General features: G+C 73.5%; 13 protein-coding genes and 4 tRNA genes. 7 read left to right on the plus strand and 10 right to left on the minus strand.

Annotated features, from left to right (window positions below):
• Positions 1–171 precede the first annotated feature (171 nt).
• From eccD to OF852_RS03675, 6 genes are all read left to right on the plus strand, one after another.
• Positions 172–1,527, plus strand: a complete 1,356-nt coding sequence (gene eccD, locus OF852_RS03650) for a type VII secretion integral membrane protein EccD (RefSeq protein WP_271120454.1) — start codon at positions 172–174, stop codon at positions 1,525–1,527.
• Positions 1,528–1,530: 3 nt separating this feature from the next.
• Positions 1,531–2,844: a type VII secretion protein EccB gene (gene eccB, locus OF852_RS03655; protein WP_271120455.1), complete on the plus strand. Its 1,314-nt coding sequence runs from the start codon at positions 1,531–1,533 to the stop codon at positions 2,842–2,844.
• Positions 2,841–4,106 carry a S8 family serine peptidase gene (locus tag OF852_RS03660; protein WP_271120456.1) on the plus strand — a complete coding sequence of 422 codons (1,266 nt, stop codon included), beginning with the start codon at positions 2,841–2,843 and terminating at the stop codon, positions 4,104–4,106. The genes eccB and OF852_RS03660 overlap by 4 nt, the downstream gene beginning before the upstream one ends.
• 75 nt (positions 4,107–4,181) lie before the next feature.
• Complete coding sequence (locus OF852_RS03665; protein WP_271120457.1) at positions 4,182–4,931, plus strand: hypothetical protein; 750 nt, start codon at positions 4,182–4,184, stop codon at positions 4,929–4,931.
• A gap of 9 nt (positions 4,932–4,940) precedes the next feature.
• On the plus strand, positions 4,941–6,383 hold the full coding sequence (locus OF852_RS03670; RefSeq protein ID WP_271120458.1) for a hypothetical protein: 1,443 nt from the start codon (positions 4,941–4,943) through the stop codon (positions 6,381–6,383).
• Between the two features lie 13 nt (positions 6,384–6,396).
• On the plus strand, positions 6,397–7,263 hold the full coding sequence (locus OF852_RS03675) for a hypothetical protein (protein WP_271120459.1): 867 nt from the start codon (positions 6,397–6,399) through the stop codon (positions 7,261–7,263).
• 275 nt (positions 7,264–7,538) lie between these two features.
• Here OF852_RS03675 and OF852_RS03680 read toward each other — a convergent pair whose 3' ends face one another.
• From OF852_RS03680 to OF852_RS03715, 8 genes are all read right to left on the minus strand, one after another.
• Positions 7,539–8,846, minus strand: coding sequence for a hypothetical protein (locus tag OF852_RS03680; RefSeq protein WP_271120460.1), 1,308 nt, complete (start codon positions 8,844–8,846; stop codon positions 7,539–7,541).
• A 2-nt stretch (positions 8,847–8,848) separates the two neighbouring features.
• Complete coding sequence (locus OF852_RS03685) at positions 8,849–10,096, minus strand: S8/S53 family peptidase (RefSeq protein WP_271120461.1); 1,248 nt, start codon at positions 10,094–10,096, stop codon at positions 8,849–8,851.
• A complete protein-coding gene (locus OF852_RS03690; protein ID WP_271120462.1) occupies positions 10,093–10,569 on the minus strand; it encodes a hypothetical protein in 477 nt (158 codons plus the stop codon). The genes OF852_RS03685 and OF852_RS03690 overlap by 4 nt, the downstream gene beginning before the upstream one ends.
• A gap of 124 nt (positions 10,570–10,693) precedes the next feature.
• On the minus strand, positions 10,694–11,257 hold the full coding sequence (locus tag OF852_RS03695) for an HIT family protein (RefSeq protein ID WP_271120463.1): 564 nt from the start codon (positions 11,255–11,257) through the stop codon (positions 10,694–10,696).
• A 2-nt stretch (positions 11,258–11,259) separates the two neighbouring features.
• On the minus strand, positions 11,260–13,170 hold the full coding sequence (gene thrS / locus OF852_RS03700) for a threonine--tRNA ligase (RefSeq protein ID WP_271121107.1): 1,911 nt from the start codon (positions 13,168–13,170) through the stop codon (positions 11,260–11,262).
• Between the two features lie 160 nt (positions 13,171–13,330).
• A tRNA-Val gene (locus OF852_RS03705) sits at positions 13,331–13,402 on the minus strand.
• A gap of 45 nt (positions 13,403–13,447) precedes the next feature.
• Positions 13,448–13,518 (minus strand) — tRNA-Cys (locus tag OF852_RS03710).
• A gap of 43 nt (positions 13,519–13,561) precedes the next feature.
• A tRNA-Gly gene (locus OF852_RS03715) sits at positions 13,562–13,633 on the minus strand.
• Between the two features lie 138 nt (positions 13,634–13,771).
• On the opposite strand from OF852_RS03715, the gene OF852_RS03720 reads away from it, so the two are divergent.
• Positions 13,772–13,844 (plus strand) — tRNA-Val (locus OF852_RS03720).
• On the opposite strand, the gene OF852_RS03725 is transcribed toward OF852_RS03720, so the two are convergent.
• Together OF852_RS03725 and OF852_RS03730 are read right to left on the minus strand one after the other, a co-directional pair.
• A complete protein-coding gene (locus OF852_RS03725; protein ID WP_271120464.1) occupies positions 13,818–14,867 on the minus strand; it encodes a hypothetical protein in 1,050 nt (349 codons plus the stop codon). The genes OF852_RS03720 and OF852_RS03725 overlap by 27 nt on opposite strands.
• Positions 14,868–14,964: 97 nt before the next feature.
• Positions 14,965–16,230 carry an ammonium transporter gene (locus tag OF852_RS03730; protein ID WP_271120465.1) on the minus strand — a complete coding sequence of 422 codons (1,266 nt, stop codon included), beginning with the start codon at positions 16,228–16,230 and terminating at the stop codon, positions 14,965–14,967.
• Between the last annotated feature and the right edge of the window lie 68 nt (positions 16,231–16,298).

Genomic DNA, 16,298 nt, shown 5'->3' on the forward strand with positions numbered 1-16,298 from the left:
AGGGGGAGAACTCCCCATCTGCTCCCCTGGGCCTCCCCGAGCCCTTCTCGCGGCGCGGCGGCGGGCCCGGAGCCGCCACGATCGCCCGCGTGTTGCGCCGAGGCGCGTCGGATGACGAACGCTCGCATCCATATACTGGCTGACGGCTCAGAAACCGATCGGGGGAGGCACATGGTCGAGCGGACCGAGGCGGCGGTCGCCGCCGGACCGCTCCTGCGGGTCTCCGTGCGGGCCGGCGAGCGCCGGACCGACATCGGGATCCCGGGCGCCGTCCCCCTCGCGGAGGTGCTGCCCTCGCTCATGCGCCGGCTCCGCCTCCTCGACGCGGCCGAGGCGCACGCCGGCTACGGCCTCCACCGGCCCGACGGCTCCGTGCTCGACCTCGACCGCTCGCTGCTCGCGCAGGGTGTCGGCGACGGCGACCTCCTCGTCGTGCAGGCGGGCGCCGCCGAGCGCGGCGAGAAGACCTACGACGACATCGTCGAGGCGGTGGCGGATGTCGTGGACGACGCGGCCGCGCCGTGGCGGCCCGACGACACCGTGACGACCGCGACCGTGGCGGCCTCCCTGCTCCTCGTGCTCGCCGCGATCCCCGTCGTCCTGTCCGGGCTCGACGCCCCGGGCCCGCTCGCCCCGATCGGCGGGGGGCTCTCCGCGATCGTGCTCCTCACCGCCGCCGCCGTCCTCGACCGCCTGGGGGTGCCCGCGCAGGCGCCCGTCGCGATCGTCCAGGTCGCCGCCATCCACGCCGCCGTCGCCGGCTTCACCGCGACCGGGCAGCCCGCGGGCTGGGGCGTGCCGGCCGCGCTCGCGGGCCTCGCCGCGGCCGTCGTCGGCGCCGTCTCCCTCGGGCTGGTCCGCCGAGGCCGCGAGTACGCGCTCATCCCGCTCGTCGCGGGGCTCGTGTTCGCGATCGCGGGCGGCCTCATCGGCGTCGCGGGACTCCCCCTCCCCTCGGTCCTCGCGATGGCGCTCGCCCTCGCGGGCATCGCCGGGCTGGGCGTGCCGTGGCTCGCGCTCGCCGCCGTGCCGCTCCGCATCCCGGAGGCGCGCGACGACAGCGAGATCCTCGCCGCGCCCGAGCCGATCTCGCGCGAGCTCGTCGCCGAGCGCTACGCGAGGGGGCTGCGCATGCAGGTCGCGCTGCGCATCGTCGTCGGCGCGGTCGCGCTCATCGTGACGGTCCCGGTCGCGGCCTCGGGCGGCTTCGGCCTCGGCCTCGCGCTCGCGACCTACCTCGGCATGCTCCTCGGCATCCGGCAGATCCACGCGCGCGTCGACATCGTCGTGGTCGCCTCGACGAGCCTCGGCGGCATCGTCATCGCGGTCGTCGCCGCGGTCCTCGCGCACCCCTCCTGGGGCGCCGGCATCATCATCGGCCTCGCCGCCGCGGCTGCGCTCGTCATCGGCCTCGCGCTCGTCGCGCCCCGCCACCGGCTCGGCCTCAACCGCCTCGCCGACCCCGCCGAGATCGTCGCGGTCGCACTGCTGCTGCCGCTCGCCCTCCTCGCGGGCGGGCTCGCCTGAGCCATGGCCTCCAAGAAGGAGCTCATCCACGCCCACCGCTTCAACCGAGGGCGTCTGCTGACCGCCTTCGTCAGCGGCGCGCCGGGCGGACGCGAGCTCGAGCCCGCGCGCCCCTTCCGCGGCGTCGTGGTCGGCATCATCATCGCCGTGCTCGTGGCCGTCGGCGGGCTCATCGCGGGCAGCTTCACCGGCACCCTCCCCGCCGACTGGGAGCAGGGCTCGATCGTCGTCGTCAAGGGCGAGGGCACCCGCTACGTCGCCGTCGAGGGCACGCTCTACCCGGTCGCGAACCTCGCCAGCGCGCGCCTCATCACGGGCACCTCGGAGGTGCTCGAGGTGGATGCCGACCAGCTCGACGGTGTCCCCCGCGACGGGACGCTCCGCGGCATCCCCGGCGCGCCCGACTCGCTGCCGCGCGCCGAGCGTCTGCTCGACGGCCCCTGGACGGCGTGCGTCCGCGAGGAGGGCGGCATCTCGACGCGGATCCGCTCGGAGGGCGTGCCGCCCGCCGCCGAGCTCGCGGCCGTGGTCGAGACCGAGGACGGCCGGACGTACTACGTCTCGGGCGCCCGACGCCACGAGCTCGCCCGCATCGACGTGCCGGCGATGTCGGTCGCGGTCCAGCATCCGGCCGATCCGATCCGGGTCGACGGGCGCTGGCTCAACCTGCTCTCCCCCGGCTCCGAGCTCGCGCCGCTCGAGATCGAGGGCGCGGGCGAGGACGCCTCGGGCGCCGCCGGCACGCTCGACCTCCGCATCGGGCAGCTCGTGCGCACGGTCGACTCGAGTCAGCGGGTCACCGGCCAGTACCTCGTCTCGGAGCGCTCCCGGCTCGTCCCGGTCGACGACTTCGCGCTCGAGATCTACCAGGCCTACCTCGAGGACCGCACGCTCATCTCCGACCCGGCGACGCTGGGCGCCGCCGATGCGGGCGCCCTCGTCGACGACGAGCGCGAGATCGCCCCCGAGGACTGGCCGTCCGCGGTCGCACCCGCGGTCGACGGCGAGCCCTGCGTCCGCGTCGAGTCGACCGCCGACGGCACCCGGCTGTCGCTGAGCAGCGCGCCCGAGGAGACGCCGGAGGGTGTCGAGGTCGAGCCCGGGCGCGGCGTCATCGCGGCATTCGGCGGCGCGGGCAGCGGTCGCGCCTACGGCTTCGTGGGCGAGGACGGCTCGCTCTACCCGATCCCGACCGCCGACGACCTCGCGCTCCTCGGCTACACGGCCCGGGACGCGGTCGACGTGCCGTCGGCCTGGGCCGCCCTGCTCGGCGAGGGCCCGCAGCTCAGCCGGGAAGCGGCAATGGAGAGCCCGTGATCGCCCGACGCCGCGCGGCCGCCCTCGGCACGGCGCTCGCGCTGCTGCTCGGCACGGCCTCCGCCAGCACCCTGGGCGCCGCGCCTGCCGTCGCCGCGGAGGACACCTCCTGCTCCGCGGACCGGCCGACGAGCATCGCCGGCGAGCCGCCGGGCCTCCAGCGGCTCGGCGCGCGCACCGCGTGGCAGCAGTCGACGGGCGAGGGGGTCCGAGTCGCCATCGTCGACTCCGGCGTCGACACCCGCAATGCGCACCTGCGGGGCGCGGTCGCGGACGGCGTCTCGACCGGCGCCTCCGGCTCCCCCGAGAACGACCTCGTCGGACACGGCACGGCCATCGGCGGCATCATCGCGGCGCGCGAGGTCGAGGGATCCGGCGTCGTCGGCGTCGCGCCCGACGCCGAGCTGCTCGCGGTGCGGGCCTTCGAGGTGCTGGAGGGCTCGAACGACGAGCGGATCGCGCCCTCCATCGAGCGGATCGCCGCGGGCATCTCCTGGGCGGCCGAGCACGGGGCCGACGTCATCAACGTCTCGCTCTCGGTCGGCGCCGACGACGCCCGCCTCCGCGGCGCCGTCCAGAAGGCGCAGGCGGCCGGCGCGCTCGTCGTGGCGAGCGCCGGCAACCGCAACACGGCCGACCAGGACGACCCGCCGACGCGATTCTTCCCCGCCGAGTACCCGGGCGTGCTCGGCGTCGCCGCGGTCGACATCGAGGGGATCTGGCAGGCGGACGCCTCCTTCGCCGGCGACTGGGTGGATGTCGTCGCGCCCGGCTCCCAGGTGCAGACGGCCTACCTCTCCGCCGGCGACTGCATCCTCGGCGACTCGCCCTCCTCGAGCTGGGCGACCGGCTACGTCTCGGGTGCCGCCGCGCTCGTGGCCGCGGCGCATCCGGAGGAGACCCCGGACGACTGGGCGTACCGGCTCCAGGCGACGGCCCTGCGGGCCGATCCGTGGTCGCGCACGGACGAGACCGGCTGGGGCGAGGTCCGGCCCGCCGAGGCGATCGCCTTCATCGACGACGGCACGGCGCCCGGCCCCGCCTCCCCCGTCCACGAGGCGCCGGAGCGCAGCGCGGCGCCCGTCGCGCCCATCGCGATCGGCGGCGACGCGGACCCCATGGCGACGACGCGGGCGGTCGTGCTCGGCACGCTCATGGCGGGCGTGGCGATCTCCGCGATCGCGCTCCTGCTCGGCCGGCTCGGCGCCCGCCGGGGCCGACGGGGGCGCGCGGGCATTGGGGACTCCTCCCCATCCGCCTGAGCGGACACCGCCCCTAGACTTCGATGGTGAGTGGGGCTCACGGCGACGCCGGAGCCCGTCTGATGAGGAGGGTGCATGAACACGGGTGGAGCGGAATCCCTGCAGGGGATCGCGGCGGATCTGGCGGAGACGCAGCGCGAGCTCAGCGGTCTCGCCGGCGAGCTGCGCCGACGCGCCGCGGCGATGCAGCCGGCGAGCGGACAGGACCCCGAGGGCGCCGTCACGGTGCACCTCGACGCGGAGGGCGGCTTCGACCGGGTCTCGCTCGGCGAGGACTGGCGCGAGGACGTCGGCGTCGACGGGCTCGGACCGGCCGTGGCCCAGGCGAGCCAGCAGGCCGCGACCGCGCGCATGCAGCAGTGGTCGGACGAGAGCATCGAGCGCCCCGAGGGCGAGGATGCGGCGCCGCAGCCCGCGCCCATGAGCTTCCGACTCGGCGACCCCACCTCGACCGAGGCGCGCGCCTCGCTCGATCAGCTGCGAGAGCTCGCCGCGACCGCCGAGTCGCAGCTGGAGGGATTCGCCGCCGCGATCAAGGCGGCCCAGAACACCGAGACGGCCGGCTCCTCCCCCGATCGCTCGGTGCGCGTCGTCATCAGCGCGAACATCGTGTCGAAGGTCGAGATCGATCGCCGCTGGGCGGAGAACGCCTCCGACGGCCTCATCGAGCGGACCATCGCGGACGCGCTGCGCAGCGCCTCCCCCGAGCGGAACCCCGCGGATGCGAGGGAGCAGGCCTGGTCCGGCTTCCCCGAGCTCGCCGCCGTGCGCGAGCTCGCCCACAATCCCGAAGACCTCATGCGCCGCCTCGGCGTCATCCGATAGGAGCAGATCATGGGTGCTGAGACCTATATCGAGGACACCGGCCTCATCCGCGGCGACGCGGACCGGTGGACGGCGGCCGGCGAGTCCTACTCGACGATCGCGAGCACGGCCGAGGGCCTGACCCTCCCGGCCTCCGCCTTCTCCTTCGTCGGCGGCGAGGCGTACAACGCCTATCTGCAGTTCCAGCTGGCGATGACGGGCCTCCTCTCGGGTGCGCAGGGGCAGCACGACGCCTTCGCGACCGCGCTCCGCGCCACCGCCGACGAGATCGATGCCGTCGACCAGGCCTCTCGCGAGGCCCACGAGGGCACGGACGTCCCCGGCGGCAACGGCCCGGGGACCGCTGACGGCGGGCAGTCGAGCGGCCAGGGCAGCGGCGGAGGCGGCGGAGGCGGCTCGGTCGCGCCGAGCGGCGACCTCCAGCAGGACGCCGACGTCAACGTCGACGGCGAGGTGCAGGGCGGCGGCGGCGTGGTCGGAGAGGACCCCCAGCTCGAGGACCGCACCCCCGAGGAGCTCGAGGCCGACGCCGACGAGCTCGACGACCGCGCGGCGGCGGCGGATGCCCGTGCCGCGGCGCTCGACGACGAGGCGGCCCAGCTCGATGAGCGTGCCGATGCGCTCGAAGCCGAGGCGGAGGAGCTCGAGGCGCAGGCTGACGCCGCGGAGCAGGAGGCCGTCGCGTCCGAGCGCCGCGCCGCCGAGCTGCAGGCCTCGGGCGACGTGGACGGCGCGGCTGCGGCTCGCGCCGACGCCGCCGCCTCGCGCACGCAGGCTGCCGATCTCCGCGCCGACGCGCAGGAGCTCCGCCAGCAGGCCGCCGACGTCCGCGGGCAGGCCGCGACGGTGCGCTCCGACGCCGCCGACGCGCGTGCCGAGGCCGCGAACCACCGTGCCGAGGCCGCCGAGCTGCGCGCCCGCGCCGCCGAGCTCGTCGAGCAGGAGGCGAACGCCGAGGGCGGCGAGGAGGCCGGCGTCGTGCGCGATCCGCGCGACGACGGCGAGTTCGTCGGCGAGCCCGAGCCTGAGCCCGCGCCGGAGCCCGATGCCCCCGTGGCCGAGGAGACCCCGGCGACGGAGACTCCCGCGACGGACGACACGCCCGCGACCGACGGCGGTGACGCCCCCGTCGCCGACGGCGAGACCGGCGGGCAGACCCCCGGCGCCGAGACGGGTGCGGGCGGGACGGGCGCGCCGGGCGGAAGCGCCGGCGGATCCGCCGGAGCCGGCGCGGACGCCCCGGCGGCCGACGCCGTCGACCCGGCGACCGTCGAGGGCACGACCGAGGACGGCTACTGGGACCTCGAGGACACGCTCGTGCCCGAGCTCGACGCGAACGGCGAGGCGCAGCCCGCCGACGGCGGACAGGGCGCCGCGGTCGCGGGCGGTGCCGCCGCGCAGAACGGCGAGCGACGCGAATCACTGCTGAGCCGGTTCAGGACCGGGAACTGAGAGAGGTCAGATCATGGCGAGAATCCCCGGCGGCGGTCGACCCCGCCCCACCCCCAGCCCCAGCCCCAGCCCGAGCCCGAACCGCGGCGACACCGACGGCCCCGGCCGTCACCCGGCCGGCACCGGCGGACTGAGCGACGGCGGCGCGTTCCAGCGCGACGTCGAGACCGGCCGCCGCTGCACGAGCGAGGTCCCCAACCACGTCGACAACGTCGTGAACATCATCAACGGCATCCTCGACGTCATCTCGTGGTTCCCCGGTCTCGGCGGCATCGTCGACCTGATCCGCGAGCGCGTGCAGGAGATGTTCGCGCAGGCGCAGAAGATGGCCGACAAGGTCGCGGAGGTCTTCGCCTTCGTCGGGGACCCCTCGGGGCTCCGCGAGATGGGCCTCTTCTGGGTCACGGGCGTCGGCGAGCCGTCGCTCGATGCGACGACCGGCATCAAGCTCGAGAACATGCCGACCGCGGGCGCCTGGCGCGGCGACCCCTACGACGCCTACGTCGCGAAGGCCGCCCCCCAGCAGCCGGCCGCGCAGGAGGTCCACGCGCGCACGGTGATGATCGAGAACCAGCTCAACACCTTCGCGGCGGCGATCGAGGCCTTCTGGATCGCGTTCGCGATCGCGGCGCTCGCGCTCATCGGCGAGATCATCGCGGGCATCGCGATGATCGCCGGCATCTACACCTCCCCTCCCGGCGTCCTCGAGGTCGTCATGGCGATCATCGGATTCATCACCGCGGTCATCGACATGATCACCCCCTTCATCGACGCGAACAACGCGGCGGCGGCGATGATGTCCGAGGTCACCGCGAGCATCACGAACGGCGCGGCCTTCGTCGGAGGCAACTGGCCTCCCGGTCCCGGCTCCTCGTTCTGAGCACCCTCGGACGGGCCCGATCGCATCTGCGATCGGGCCCGTTCCGCGTTCGCGGGCGGAGCGGGATGCGCGGCGCGCGCTCAGGACGAGGGCGCCGCTCCGCGATCGGCTCGGGACCCGACAGCCCGAAGCGCCGGGTCCGGGTCCGAAGCGGGGAGCGCCCCGCTCCCGGCAATCCGTCGCCGCGCTGGACGACGGTCGCGGTCCGCGCCGGCCGGACACGAGGACGGGCCCGGTGCATCGCTGCACCGGGCCCGTCCTCGTGTCGTGTGGGCCTACCAGTCGGGCGAGTCGTCCACATCGGCCGAGCCGCCCCGGCCTCCCGCGCGCCCGGCGGCGCCGAGCTCGGGCGCCGCCGCCTCGTCGTCGAGCTGCATCGCGAGGAGGTCCTGGCCGTTGCGGCGCTTCTTCTTGCCCTGGGACCCGCCGCCGGCACCCGCGGCACCGCCGCCCATCATGCCGCCGCGCGCACCACCGGCTCCGCCGGCCGCGCCGCCCTGGCCGGCGACACCCGCGGCACCGGGGACGCCTCCGGCGCCCCCGCCGGCCGAGACGCCGCCGAGACGGCCGGCACCGAGACCGCCGGCACCGAGGCCGCCCGCCGCGCCGCCGCCGAGACGGCTCGCCGCGAATGCGCCGAGGGCACCCGCGCCGACGCCCGCGCCGGCCATGCCGGCGCTGCCGCCGATCCCGCCGGCCCCACCGCCACCGCCGATGCCGCCGCCGATGCCGCCGGGTCCGCCGTTGCCGCCGGTGTTGCCGCCCACGTCGCCGTCGATGTTGATCGGGCGGGGGCCGGGGCCCCCCGTGATCGGCTCCTCCGGACGCGTCGGGCGCACGGGCTGCTCGGTCCCCCCGTCGTCGATGACGATCTGCGGGGGCCGTCCCACGAACTCACCGGAGTTCTGCTGCTTCCCGACGCCGGACTTCGAGCCGGAGTCGCCGGCCGAGCTGCCGGCCGAGCTGCTGATGAGCGTGCTGCCGCCGACCGTGCCGGGCGTGGACTCCGTCGGCGACTCCGGCGGCGCCGTCTCCTGGAGCTGCTCGTCGAAGCGGGCGACCCTGGGAATGCCGTCGCGCTCGTCGAGGCTCTGCGAATCGAGGTCCGCGAGGATCTCGCCGGCCTTCTTCTCGCGCTCGTCCTCGTTGAGGCCGAGGAAGAAGTCAGCGGCCTTCCCGGCCGCCCAGCCCGCGAGCGGCCCGCCGACGATGGTGCCGCCGGTCTCGGCGGCCCCCTCGATGATCGACTGCTGCTCGGGGCTGAGATCGAAGCCCGGGAGCTCTGCCGAGCGCGCCGCCGCCTTCGCGAGGTGGGACTCCATCTCGGACGACCGCTTGCCGATCGTGTCGAGGTGGCTCGCCTGGGTGTCGAGCGCCGTGATCGCCTTGCCGACGCTCTGCGCATAGGCCTTGTCGGTCTCGCCCTCGATGCCGCTGTCGCGACGGATCTTGACGAGCAGATCGGCCATGTCACGCAGCGTCTCGGCGAGCGTGCTGCTGCCGCCGACGACACTCGCGCGCCCGTTCGCCCCGCTTTCGACGGTGGCGATGATTTGCTCGAGTCGTTCGATGTTCGCGCCCATGCTCAGCTCCTCGGCTCGGTCGGCGACGTGGGGTGGTGTGGCGGTGCGGCGGTTCGGCCGCGCCGCGAGACGACGATGATGATGACGACGATCGCGGCGAGCAGCAGCAGCCCGAGGACGACGACGACCGCCATCAGCCACCCGGGGATCCCGACCGGGGCCCCGGGAGCGCCCGGCGACTCGCCGGCGGGCGCGGAGAACGCGGCGGGAGCCGGCAGCGCGTCGTCGCGCAGCAGGGGGTTCTCGTCCGGATACCCCGTCGGGTCGACCGAGACGAGCCGCTCGAGGTTGAGGAAGCCGAAGCCCGCCTCCGGCGTCCGCTCCGGCTCGTGCTCCTGGCCGCCCGTGTTGCGGACCATCGACTGCAGGATCTGGTTGCCGGTGGCGTCGGGATGCGCCGACTTCGCGAGCGCCAGCGTCCCGGCCGTGAAGGCCGCGGCGAGCGAGTTCGAGTGCAGCTGCAGCGTCGGCAGGTCCATCGCGCCGTCGGTCTCGTCGTGGTTCCAGAGGTACACGAGCATGTCGTCGCCGGGCGCCACGATCGCGACGAAGTCCTCCTCGACGGGGGTGTCGCGTCCGCCCTCCGAGTCGGCGTTCTCGACCGCCACCACGCCGTTGAACTGCTCGATGCCGTCTGTGCGCCCGGTGTCGTACTCGTTCGGATCGTTCGCGACGGCGGCGACGACGATCATGCCGTCTCGCATCGCGTCGAGCATCGCGACGCCGCCCGGACGGTCCGGCGAGAGGGCCAGTGACGACGCGGTGATGAAGATGTCGGCGCCGCGCTCATGCGCATCCGCGATCGCCTCCGCGACGTACTCGCCCTCGGTGTCATCGCAGTCCCCGACCCAGCCGCCGTAGTTGATGATCGTCGCGTCTGGCGCGATGCCGGGAACGCCGGGATTGCCGTCGACCGGCTCGCCGTTGCCGAGGATGTAGCTTGCGATCATGGTGCCGTGCTCGGCCTTCGCCGAGTTCGAGACGAGCGTGCGCGGATCGCCGTTCGGGCAGGTGTCGAGCCCGGGCTGGATGTCGGCATCCTCGAGGCCCGGAGCGGACGGATCCATCGGGAAGTCGAGCACCGCGACCGTGACGCCCTCGCCACGCGCGACCTCCTGCGCCGCTCGCAGCCCGGAGGCCTCGACCCACCACAGCTCGTCGGAGTCGGCCGCCGCGGACACCGCGAGGCCGGGCGCGAGCAGCGCGCCCGCCGTGAGTGCGACGAGCGGGATGCGGACGAGACGGCTCACCACGGGCTGTCCGAGGAGTCGGAGGTCGAGGCGGAGCCCGAGGCGGTCGCGCCGCCGAAGACGGAGCCGTCGGACTTCTCCTTGCCGGCGCCTGCCGCGGCACCGGCCGCCGCGCCCGCCTTCGCGCCCGCGATCACGCCCTCGGTCTCGGCGACGAGGCTGAGGAGCGCGGTGCGTCGCTCCGAGTCCATGGTGTCGACCTCGTCGAGGACGAGGCGGAGATTGGCCGCGAGCTGCTCCGCGAAGAGCGCGACGCTGCCGATGTTCTGCGAGATCGCGGTCGTCTGCGCCGTGAGCTCCTTCGCGAAGGAGCCGGGACCTCCGCCGGCGCTCCACGCGCTCGCGTCCTGGCGGCCCGCGATCTGATCGAGCTGCGACTGCGCCGTCGTCATCTGCTCGCCCAGCTTCTTCAGGTCGAGCACCTGCTGCTCGACCAGATCCGGGTCGATGCTGAACTCTGCGGCCACGGTCACGCCTCTCTCTCCGCGGCGCCGCCACGGATCGCGGTGCCGCCCTCCATACTAAGGAATCTTCCGGTACTCGGGGGCGTCCGGAGGCGAAATGGGGAGTGCTCCCCATCCCCTCCCGGCAGGGCGCTCAGTCCGCGCTCGGCCATGCCGCCGCGAGCTCCTCGCGGACCTCGCCGAGCAGTCTCGGCAGCGATTTCGTCTGCGCGATGATCGGGAAGAAGTTCGCATCCGAGGCCCACCGCGGGACGACGTGCTGGTGCAGGTGCGCCGCGATCCCGGCCCCCGCGATCGCGCCCTGGTTCATGCCCAGGTTGAAGCCATCCGCGCGGCTGGTCTGCCGGATCACGCGCATCGCGGTCTGCGAGAGCGCGCCGATCTCGGCGACCTCCTCCGCATCCGCCTGATCGTAGGTCGCGATGTGCCGATACGGGCAGACCAGCAGATGCCCGCTGTTGTACGGGAACAGGTTGAGGAGCACGAAGGCGCGCTCGCCCCGGTGCACGATGAGCGCCTGCTCGTCCGGCAGCGAGGGTGCGGTGCAGAACACGCACGCGTCGCCGGGCGAGGCCGCGCCCTGCTCGATGTAGGCGATGCGGTGCGGATTCCAGAGCCGCTGGAAACCGTCCGGCACGCCCGCGAGCCCGGCCGAGGACTCGACCGACTCGTACTCCGTGCCGTCGTAGTCCCGCATGCTCAGACCTGCGCGTGCGACTCGACGGCCTCGACGATCCGGCGGACCGCGTCCTCGACAGGCACCCCGTTGTCCTGGGTGCCGTCGCGGAAGCGGAAGCTCACGGTGCCCGCGTCGCGATCCGTCGCCCCCGCGATGAGCTGGAACGGGACCTTGAGCTGCGTGTGCGTGCGGATCTTCTTCTGCATGCGGTCGTCGGAGGCGTCGAGCTCGGCGCGGATGCCCGCCGCCCGGAGCCGGTCGACGACATCGCCCAGATAGTCGACGTGCTCGTCCGAGATCGGGATGCCGACGACCTGCACGGGCGCGAGCCACGCCGGGAAGGCGCCCGCGTAGTGCTCGAGCAGGATCGCGAAGAAGCGCTCGATGGAGCCGAAGAGCGCGCGGTGGATCATGATCGGGCGCTGCTTGGTGCCGTCGCTCGCGGTGTACTCGAGATCGAAGCGCTCCGGCAGGTTGGGGTCGACCTGGACAGTCGAGAGCTGCCAGACGCGGCCGATCGCATCCCGGGTCTTGAGGTCGATCTTGGGGCCGTAGAACGCGGCCTCCCCCGGCACCTCGGTGAGCTTCAGGCCGGACGCGACGGCGACGTTGCGGAGCGCCTGCGTCGAGGTCTCCCAGAACTCGTCCGAGCCGATCCACTTCGCCTTCTCGTCGTCGCGCATCGAGAGCTCGAGCTCGAAGTCGTCGAGCCCGAAGTCGCGGAGCATCGAGATCACGAACTCGAGGACCTTCGCGACCTCGCCCTCGAGCTGCTCGGGGGTGACGAAGAGGTGCGAGTCGTCCTGGGTGAAGCCGCGCACGCGCGTGAGGCCGTGCAGCGCGCCCGAGAGCTCGTTGCGGTAGACGGTGCCGTTCTCGGCGAAGCGGAGCGGGAGCTCACGGTAGCTGCGCCCGCGCTCCTTGTAGATGAGGATGTGCATGGGGCAGTTCATGGGCTTGAGGTAGTAGTCCGCGCCCTGCTTTGTGACGTGGCCGTCGGCATCCACCTCCTCGTCCATCCGGATCGGCGGGAACATGCCCTCCCGGTACGTCACCAGGTGGTTCGACTGGAGGAAGAGGTCGGACTTCGCGATGTGCGGCGTGTAGACGTAGGTGTAGCCGGCCTCGCGGTGGCGCTTGAGCGCGTGCTGCTCCATCGTCTGGCGGACGATGCCGCCCTTCGGATGCCAGACGGAGAGCCCGGAGCCGATCTCGTCGGGGAAGGAGAAGAGGTCGAGCTCCTTGCCGAGCTTGCGGTGGTCGCGCTTCGCGGCCTCCTCGAGGCGGCCGAGATAGGCGCGCAGCTCGTCCTTCGTCGGCCAGGCGGTGCCGTAGATGCGCTGCAGCTGCGGGTTCTTCTCGCTCCCCCGCCAGTAGGCGGCGGCGACGCGCATGAGCTTCGCGCCGTTGCCGATCATGCGGGTCGACGGCAGGTGCGGGCCGCGGCAGAGGTCCTTCCAGATCACGTCGCCGGTCTTCGGGTCGACGTTGTCGTAGATCGTGAGCTCGCCCGCCCCGACCTCGACCGACTCCCCGTCCTTGCCGGAGGAGGCCGAGCCCTTGAGGCCGATGAGCTCGAGCTTGAAGGGCTCGCCGGCGAGCTCGGCGCGCGCCTCGTCCTCCGTGACGACGCGGCGCATGAACCGCTGGCCGGCGCGGACGATGCGGTCCATCTCCTTCTCGAGCGCCTTGAGGTCCTCGGGGGTGAAGGCCTCGGCGACGTCGAAGTCGTAGTAGAAGCCGTCCTGCACGGGCGGCCCGATGCCGAGCTTCGCGTCGGGGTTCACCTTCTGCACGGCCTGCGCGAGCACGTGCGCAGCGGAGTGGCGGAGGATCGCGAGGCCGTCGGCGGAATCGATCGTCACCGGCTCGACCTGCTGGCCCGCGGTCGTCGTCGCGGCCAGATCCTTGAGCTCGCCGTCGACGCGCATGGCGACGACGGAGCGGTCGGAGAAGAGGTCGAATCCGGTCTGGTCACTCACCCGGTCAACTGTAGTCGCGGCGGGCGGGGGCCTCGCGCGGGGCCCGGGCGCCGCACGTCGACGCCGGCCCGGAGACACGAAGAGCCCCGGAGATCCGGGGCTCTTGCTGTGCGCGATACTGGGATCGAACCAGTGACCTCTTCCGTGTCAGGGAAGCGCGCTACCGCTGCGCCAATCGCGCCTGTTCGGTGGTGCTGAAGTACAGGCACTTCTTCACTTGCGAGTGAGGTGGCGACGGGATTCGAACCCGTGTAAACGGCTTTGCAGGCCGGTGCCTCGCCTCTCGGCCACGCCACCACGTGTGCGGCCCTGGGCCCGAAGACCCAGAAGACTCCACTCGAGCGGATGACGAGATTCGAACTCGCGACCCTCACCTTGGCAAGGTGATGCGCTACCACTGCGCCACATCCGCATGTCGCGCCCGTTTCCGGGTGCGGATTCGACTGTACCCGATCGGCGGGCGAGGTCAAAACCGGTGACGCCAGCGTGTCGGCCGGGGGTCCGGCGGGTGTCCTGGCGGCGCCCCGATCTGTGGGATGATGTCCCCGACGGGCGATTGGCGCAGTTGGTAGCGCGCTTCCTTCACACGGAAGAGGTCATCGGTTCGAGTCCGGTATCGCCCACCGTCTCCCCCTCCGGTCCCGGCTCGCGCGCCGGATCAGCGCCAGCCCGAGCGCGCCGACGCCGGCGCCCCACGCCGCGACCGCGAGCATCGCGGCGAGCTGTGCGCCGAGCGTGCTGAGATCGGCATCCGCGGCGAAGCTCGAGCGCTCCCCCACGATGCCGCTCGCGAGCAGCCCCACGGCGCCGGCCGTGAGGGCGCTGAGGCCCGTGCGCCGCGCGACGCTCATGCGACGGCCCCGGCGCGATTCGTGCATGCCGGCCGCCGCGGCCCCCGCCACGCCGCCCGCGAGCACGGCGAGCGGCAGCGGCACGGCGACCGCGCACGACATGACGGCCGCGCCGCCCGCCGCGAGGCCCATGCGGATCGAGCGGCGGATCGGGGCGCGCGCGCCGGTCAGGCGGTCGACGAGCAGCCAGCCGAGTGCGCCCGCGGGCGGCGCGAGCAGCGCCGCGAGGAGGACGCCGGACACGTACTCGTCGAGGGCGCCCTCGAGGCTCGCGAGCCAGACCGTGAAGCCGATCGCGAGGAGGCCGGCGGCGGCGATGCGGACGCGGCGGGTCACGTGCGGCGCGTCGACGGGGCCTTCGGCGGCAGGTGCCGGGATCGCGAGCGCGAACGCGCCCGCCGAGATCACGAGCCCGAGCGCGCCGCCGAAGTCGGCGATCCGCCCCGCCTCCGGCTGCGTCTCCTCGAGCGCGAGCGGCACGACGAGCGCGGCGGGGAGCACGACGACGCTCCACAGCGCGCCCGCGGCGGTCGCGGCGCGCACTCCGAGCCCCGAGGCCGAGAGGATGCCGAGCAGCGGCACGAGGACGGCCGCGGAGGCCGCCGCGGCGCCCAGCAGGAACGGCAGCTGGCCGACACCCGCCGCGAGCGAGAGCGCGAGGGTCGCGAGCACCGATCCGCCCGCGCCGAGGAGCAGCTGCCAGACGCGCGGCGGCTCGATCGACGGGCGCGAGCCGAGGACGACCGCGACGGCCATGAGCGCGGCCGCGGCGAGCGAGATCGGGATCAGCGCCACCGCATCCCTCGCTTTCCGGCGCCGGGGGCGCCCCGCACAACGCTACGGGGTGCCGTCCCGGTGAGGAGCGGCACCCCGTCGGCGTCGGATGTCGGGACTACTTGACCTCGGTGAGGACGTAGCCCTCCTCGCCGTGCACGATCGAGTCGATGCCGGCGACCTCGTCCTCGTTCTTCACGCGGAAGCCGATCGTCTTCTCGATCGCGAAGCCGATGACGAGCGCGAGCACGAAGGAGTAGACGAGGACCGCGATCGCGGCGATCGCCTGCACGAGCAGCTGCGTTCCGTCGCCGCCGGTGAAGAGGCCGGTGCCGTTGGCGAAGAAGCCCAGGTACAGCGTGCCGATGAGGCCGCCGACGAGGTGGATGCCCACGACGTCGAGCGAGTCGTCGAAGCCGAACTTGAACTTCAGGTCGATCGCGAGGGCGCAGACGGCACCGGCGATGACGCCGAGCAGGATCGCCCAGATCGGGTGCAGCGAGGCGCAGGCCGGGGTGATCGCGACCAGGCCCGCGACGGCGCCCGAGGCGGCGCCGACGGAGGTGGCCTTGCCGTCCTTGATCTTCTCCACGATGAGCCATGCGAGGAGCGCGGCGGCCGGGGCGGCGATCGTGTTGATGAAGGCGAGCGCGGCGGTGCCGTCGGCGGCGAGCTCGGAGCCCGCGTTGAAGCCGAACCAGCCGAACCAGAGCAGGCCGGCGCCGAGGAGCACGAAGGGCGGGTTGTGGGGCACGTGGGCGCCCTTGGCGAAGCCGACGCGCTTGCCGAGGACGATCGCCAGCGCGAGCGCCGCGGCGCCTGCGTTGATGTGGACGGCGGTGCCGCCTGCGAAGTCGATCGCGCCGACCCCGAAGGCCTCCTGCATGCCGTAGGTGATCCAGCCGCCGTAGGAGAAGCTGCCGTCCTCCGCGAGGCCGAAGTTGAAGACCCACGAGGCGACCGGGAAGTAGACGACGGTCGCCCAGATGCCGGCGAAGATCATCCACGCGCCGAACTTGGCGCGGTCGGCGATGGCGCCGGAGACGAGGGCGACGGTGATGATCGCGAAGGTCGCCTGGAAGGCGGCGAAGGCGATCGGCGGGAATGCGGCGTCCTCGGGGACCTCGAGGAGGCTGTTGAGCCCGAGCGCGGCGGTGTCGATGCCGAAGGGGGCGCCGACGCCGTCTGCCGAGGCGAAGGCGATGGCGTAGCCGTACAGCACCCAGAGGACGCCGATGAGCCCGATCGCGCCGAAGCTCATCATCATCATGCTGATGACGCTCTTCGCCTTGACGAGTCCTCCGTAGAAGAACGCCAGACCCGGGGTCATGAGCAGCACGAGCGCCGCGGCGAACAGCAGGAAGGCGGTGTTGCCTTGGTCCATGTCAAACCTCTCTGACTGTGGCAGGGATCGCACCGTCGCTGGATCTCGCGGAGAGGGACTGCTCGGGT

This window comes from Homoserinibacter sp. YIM 151385, assembly GCF_027912415.1.
Taxonomy (GTDB): Bacteria; Actinomycetota; Actinomycetes; order Actinomycetales; family Microbacteriaceae; genus Schumannella.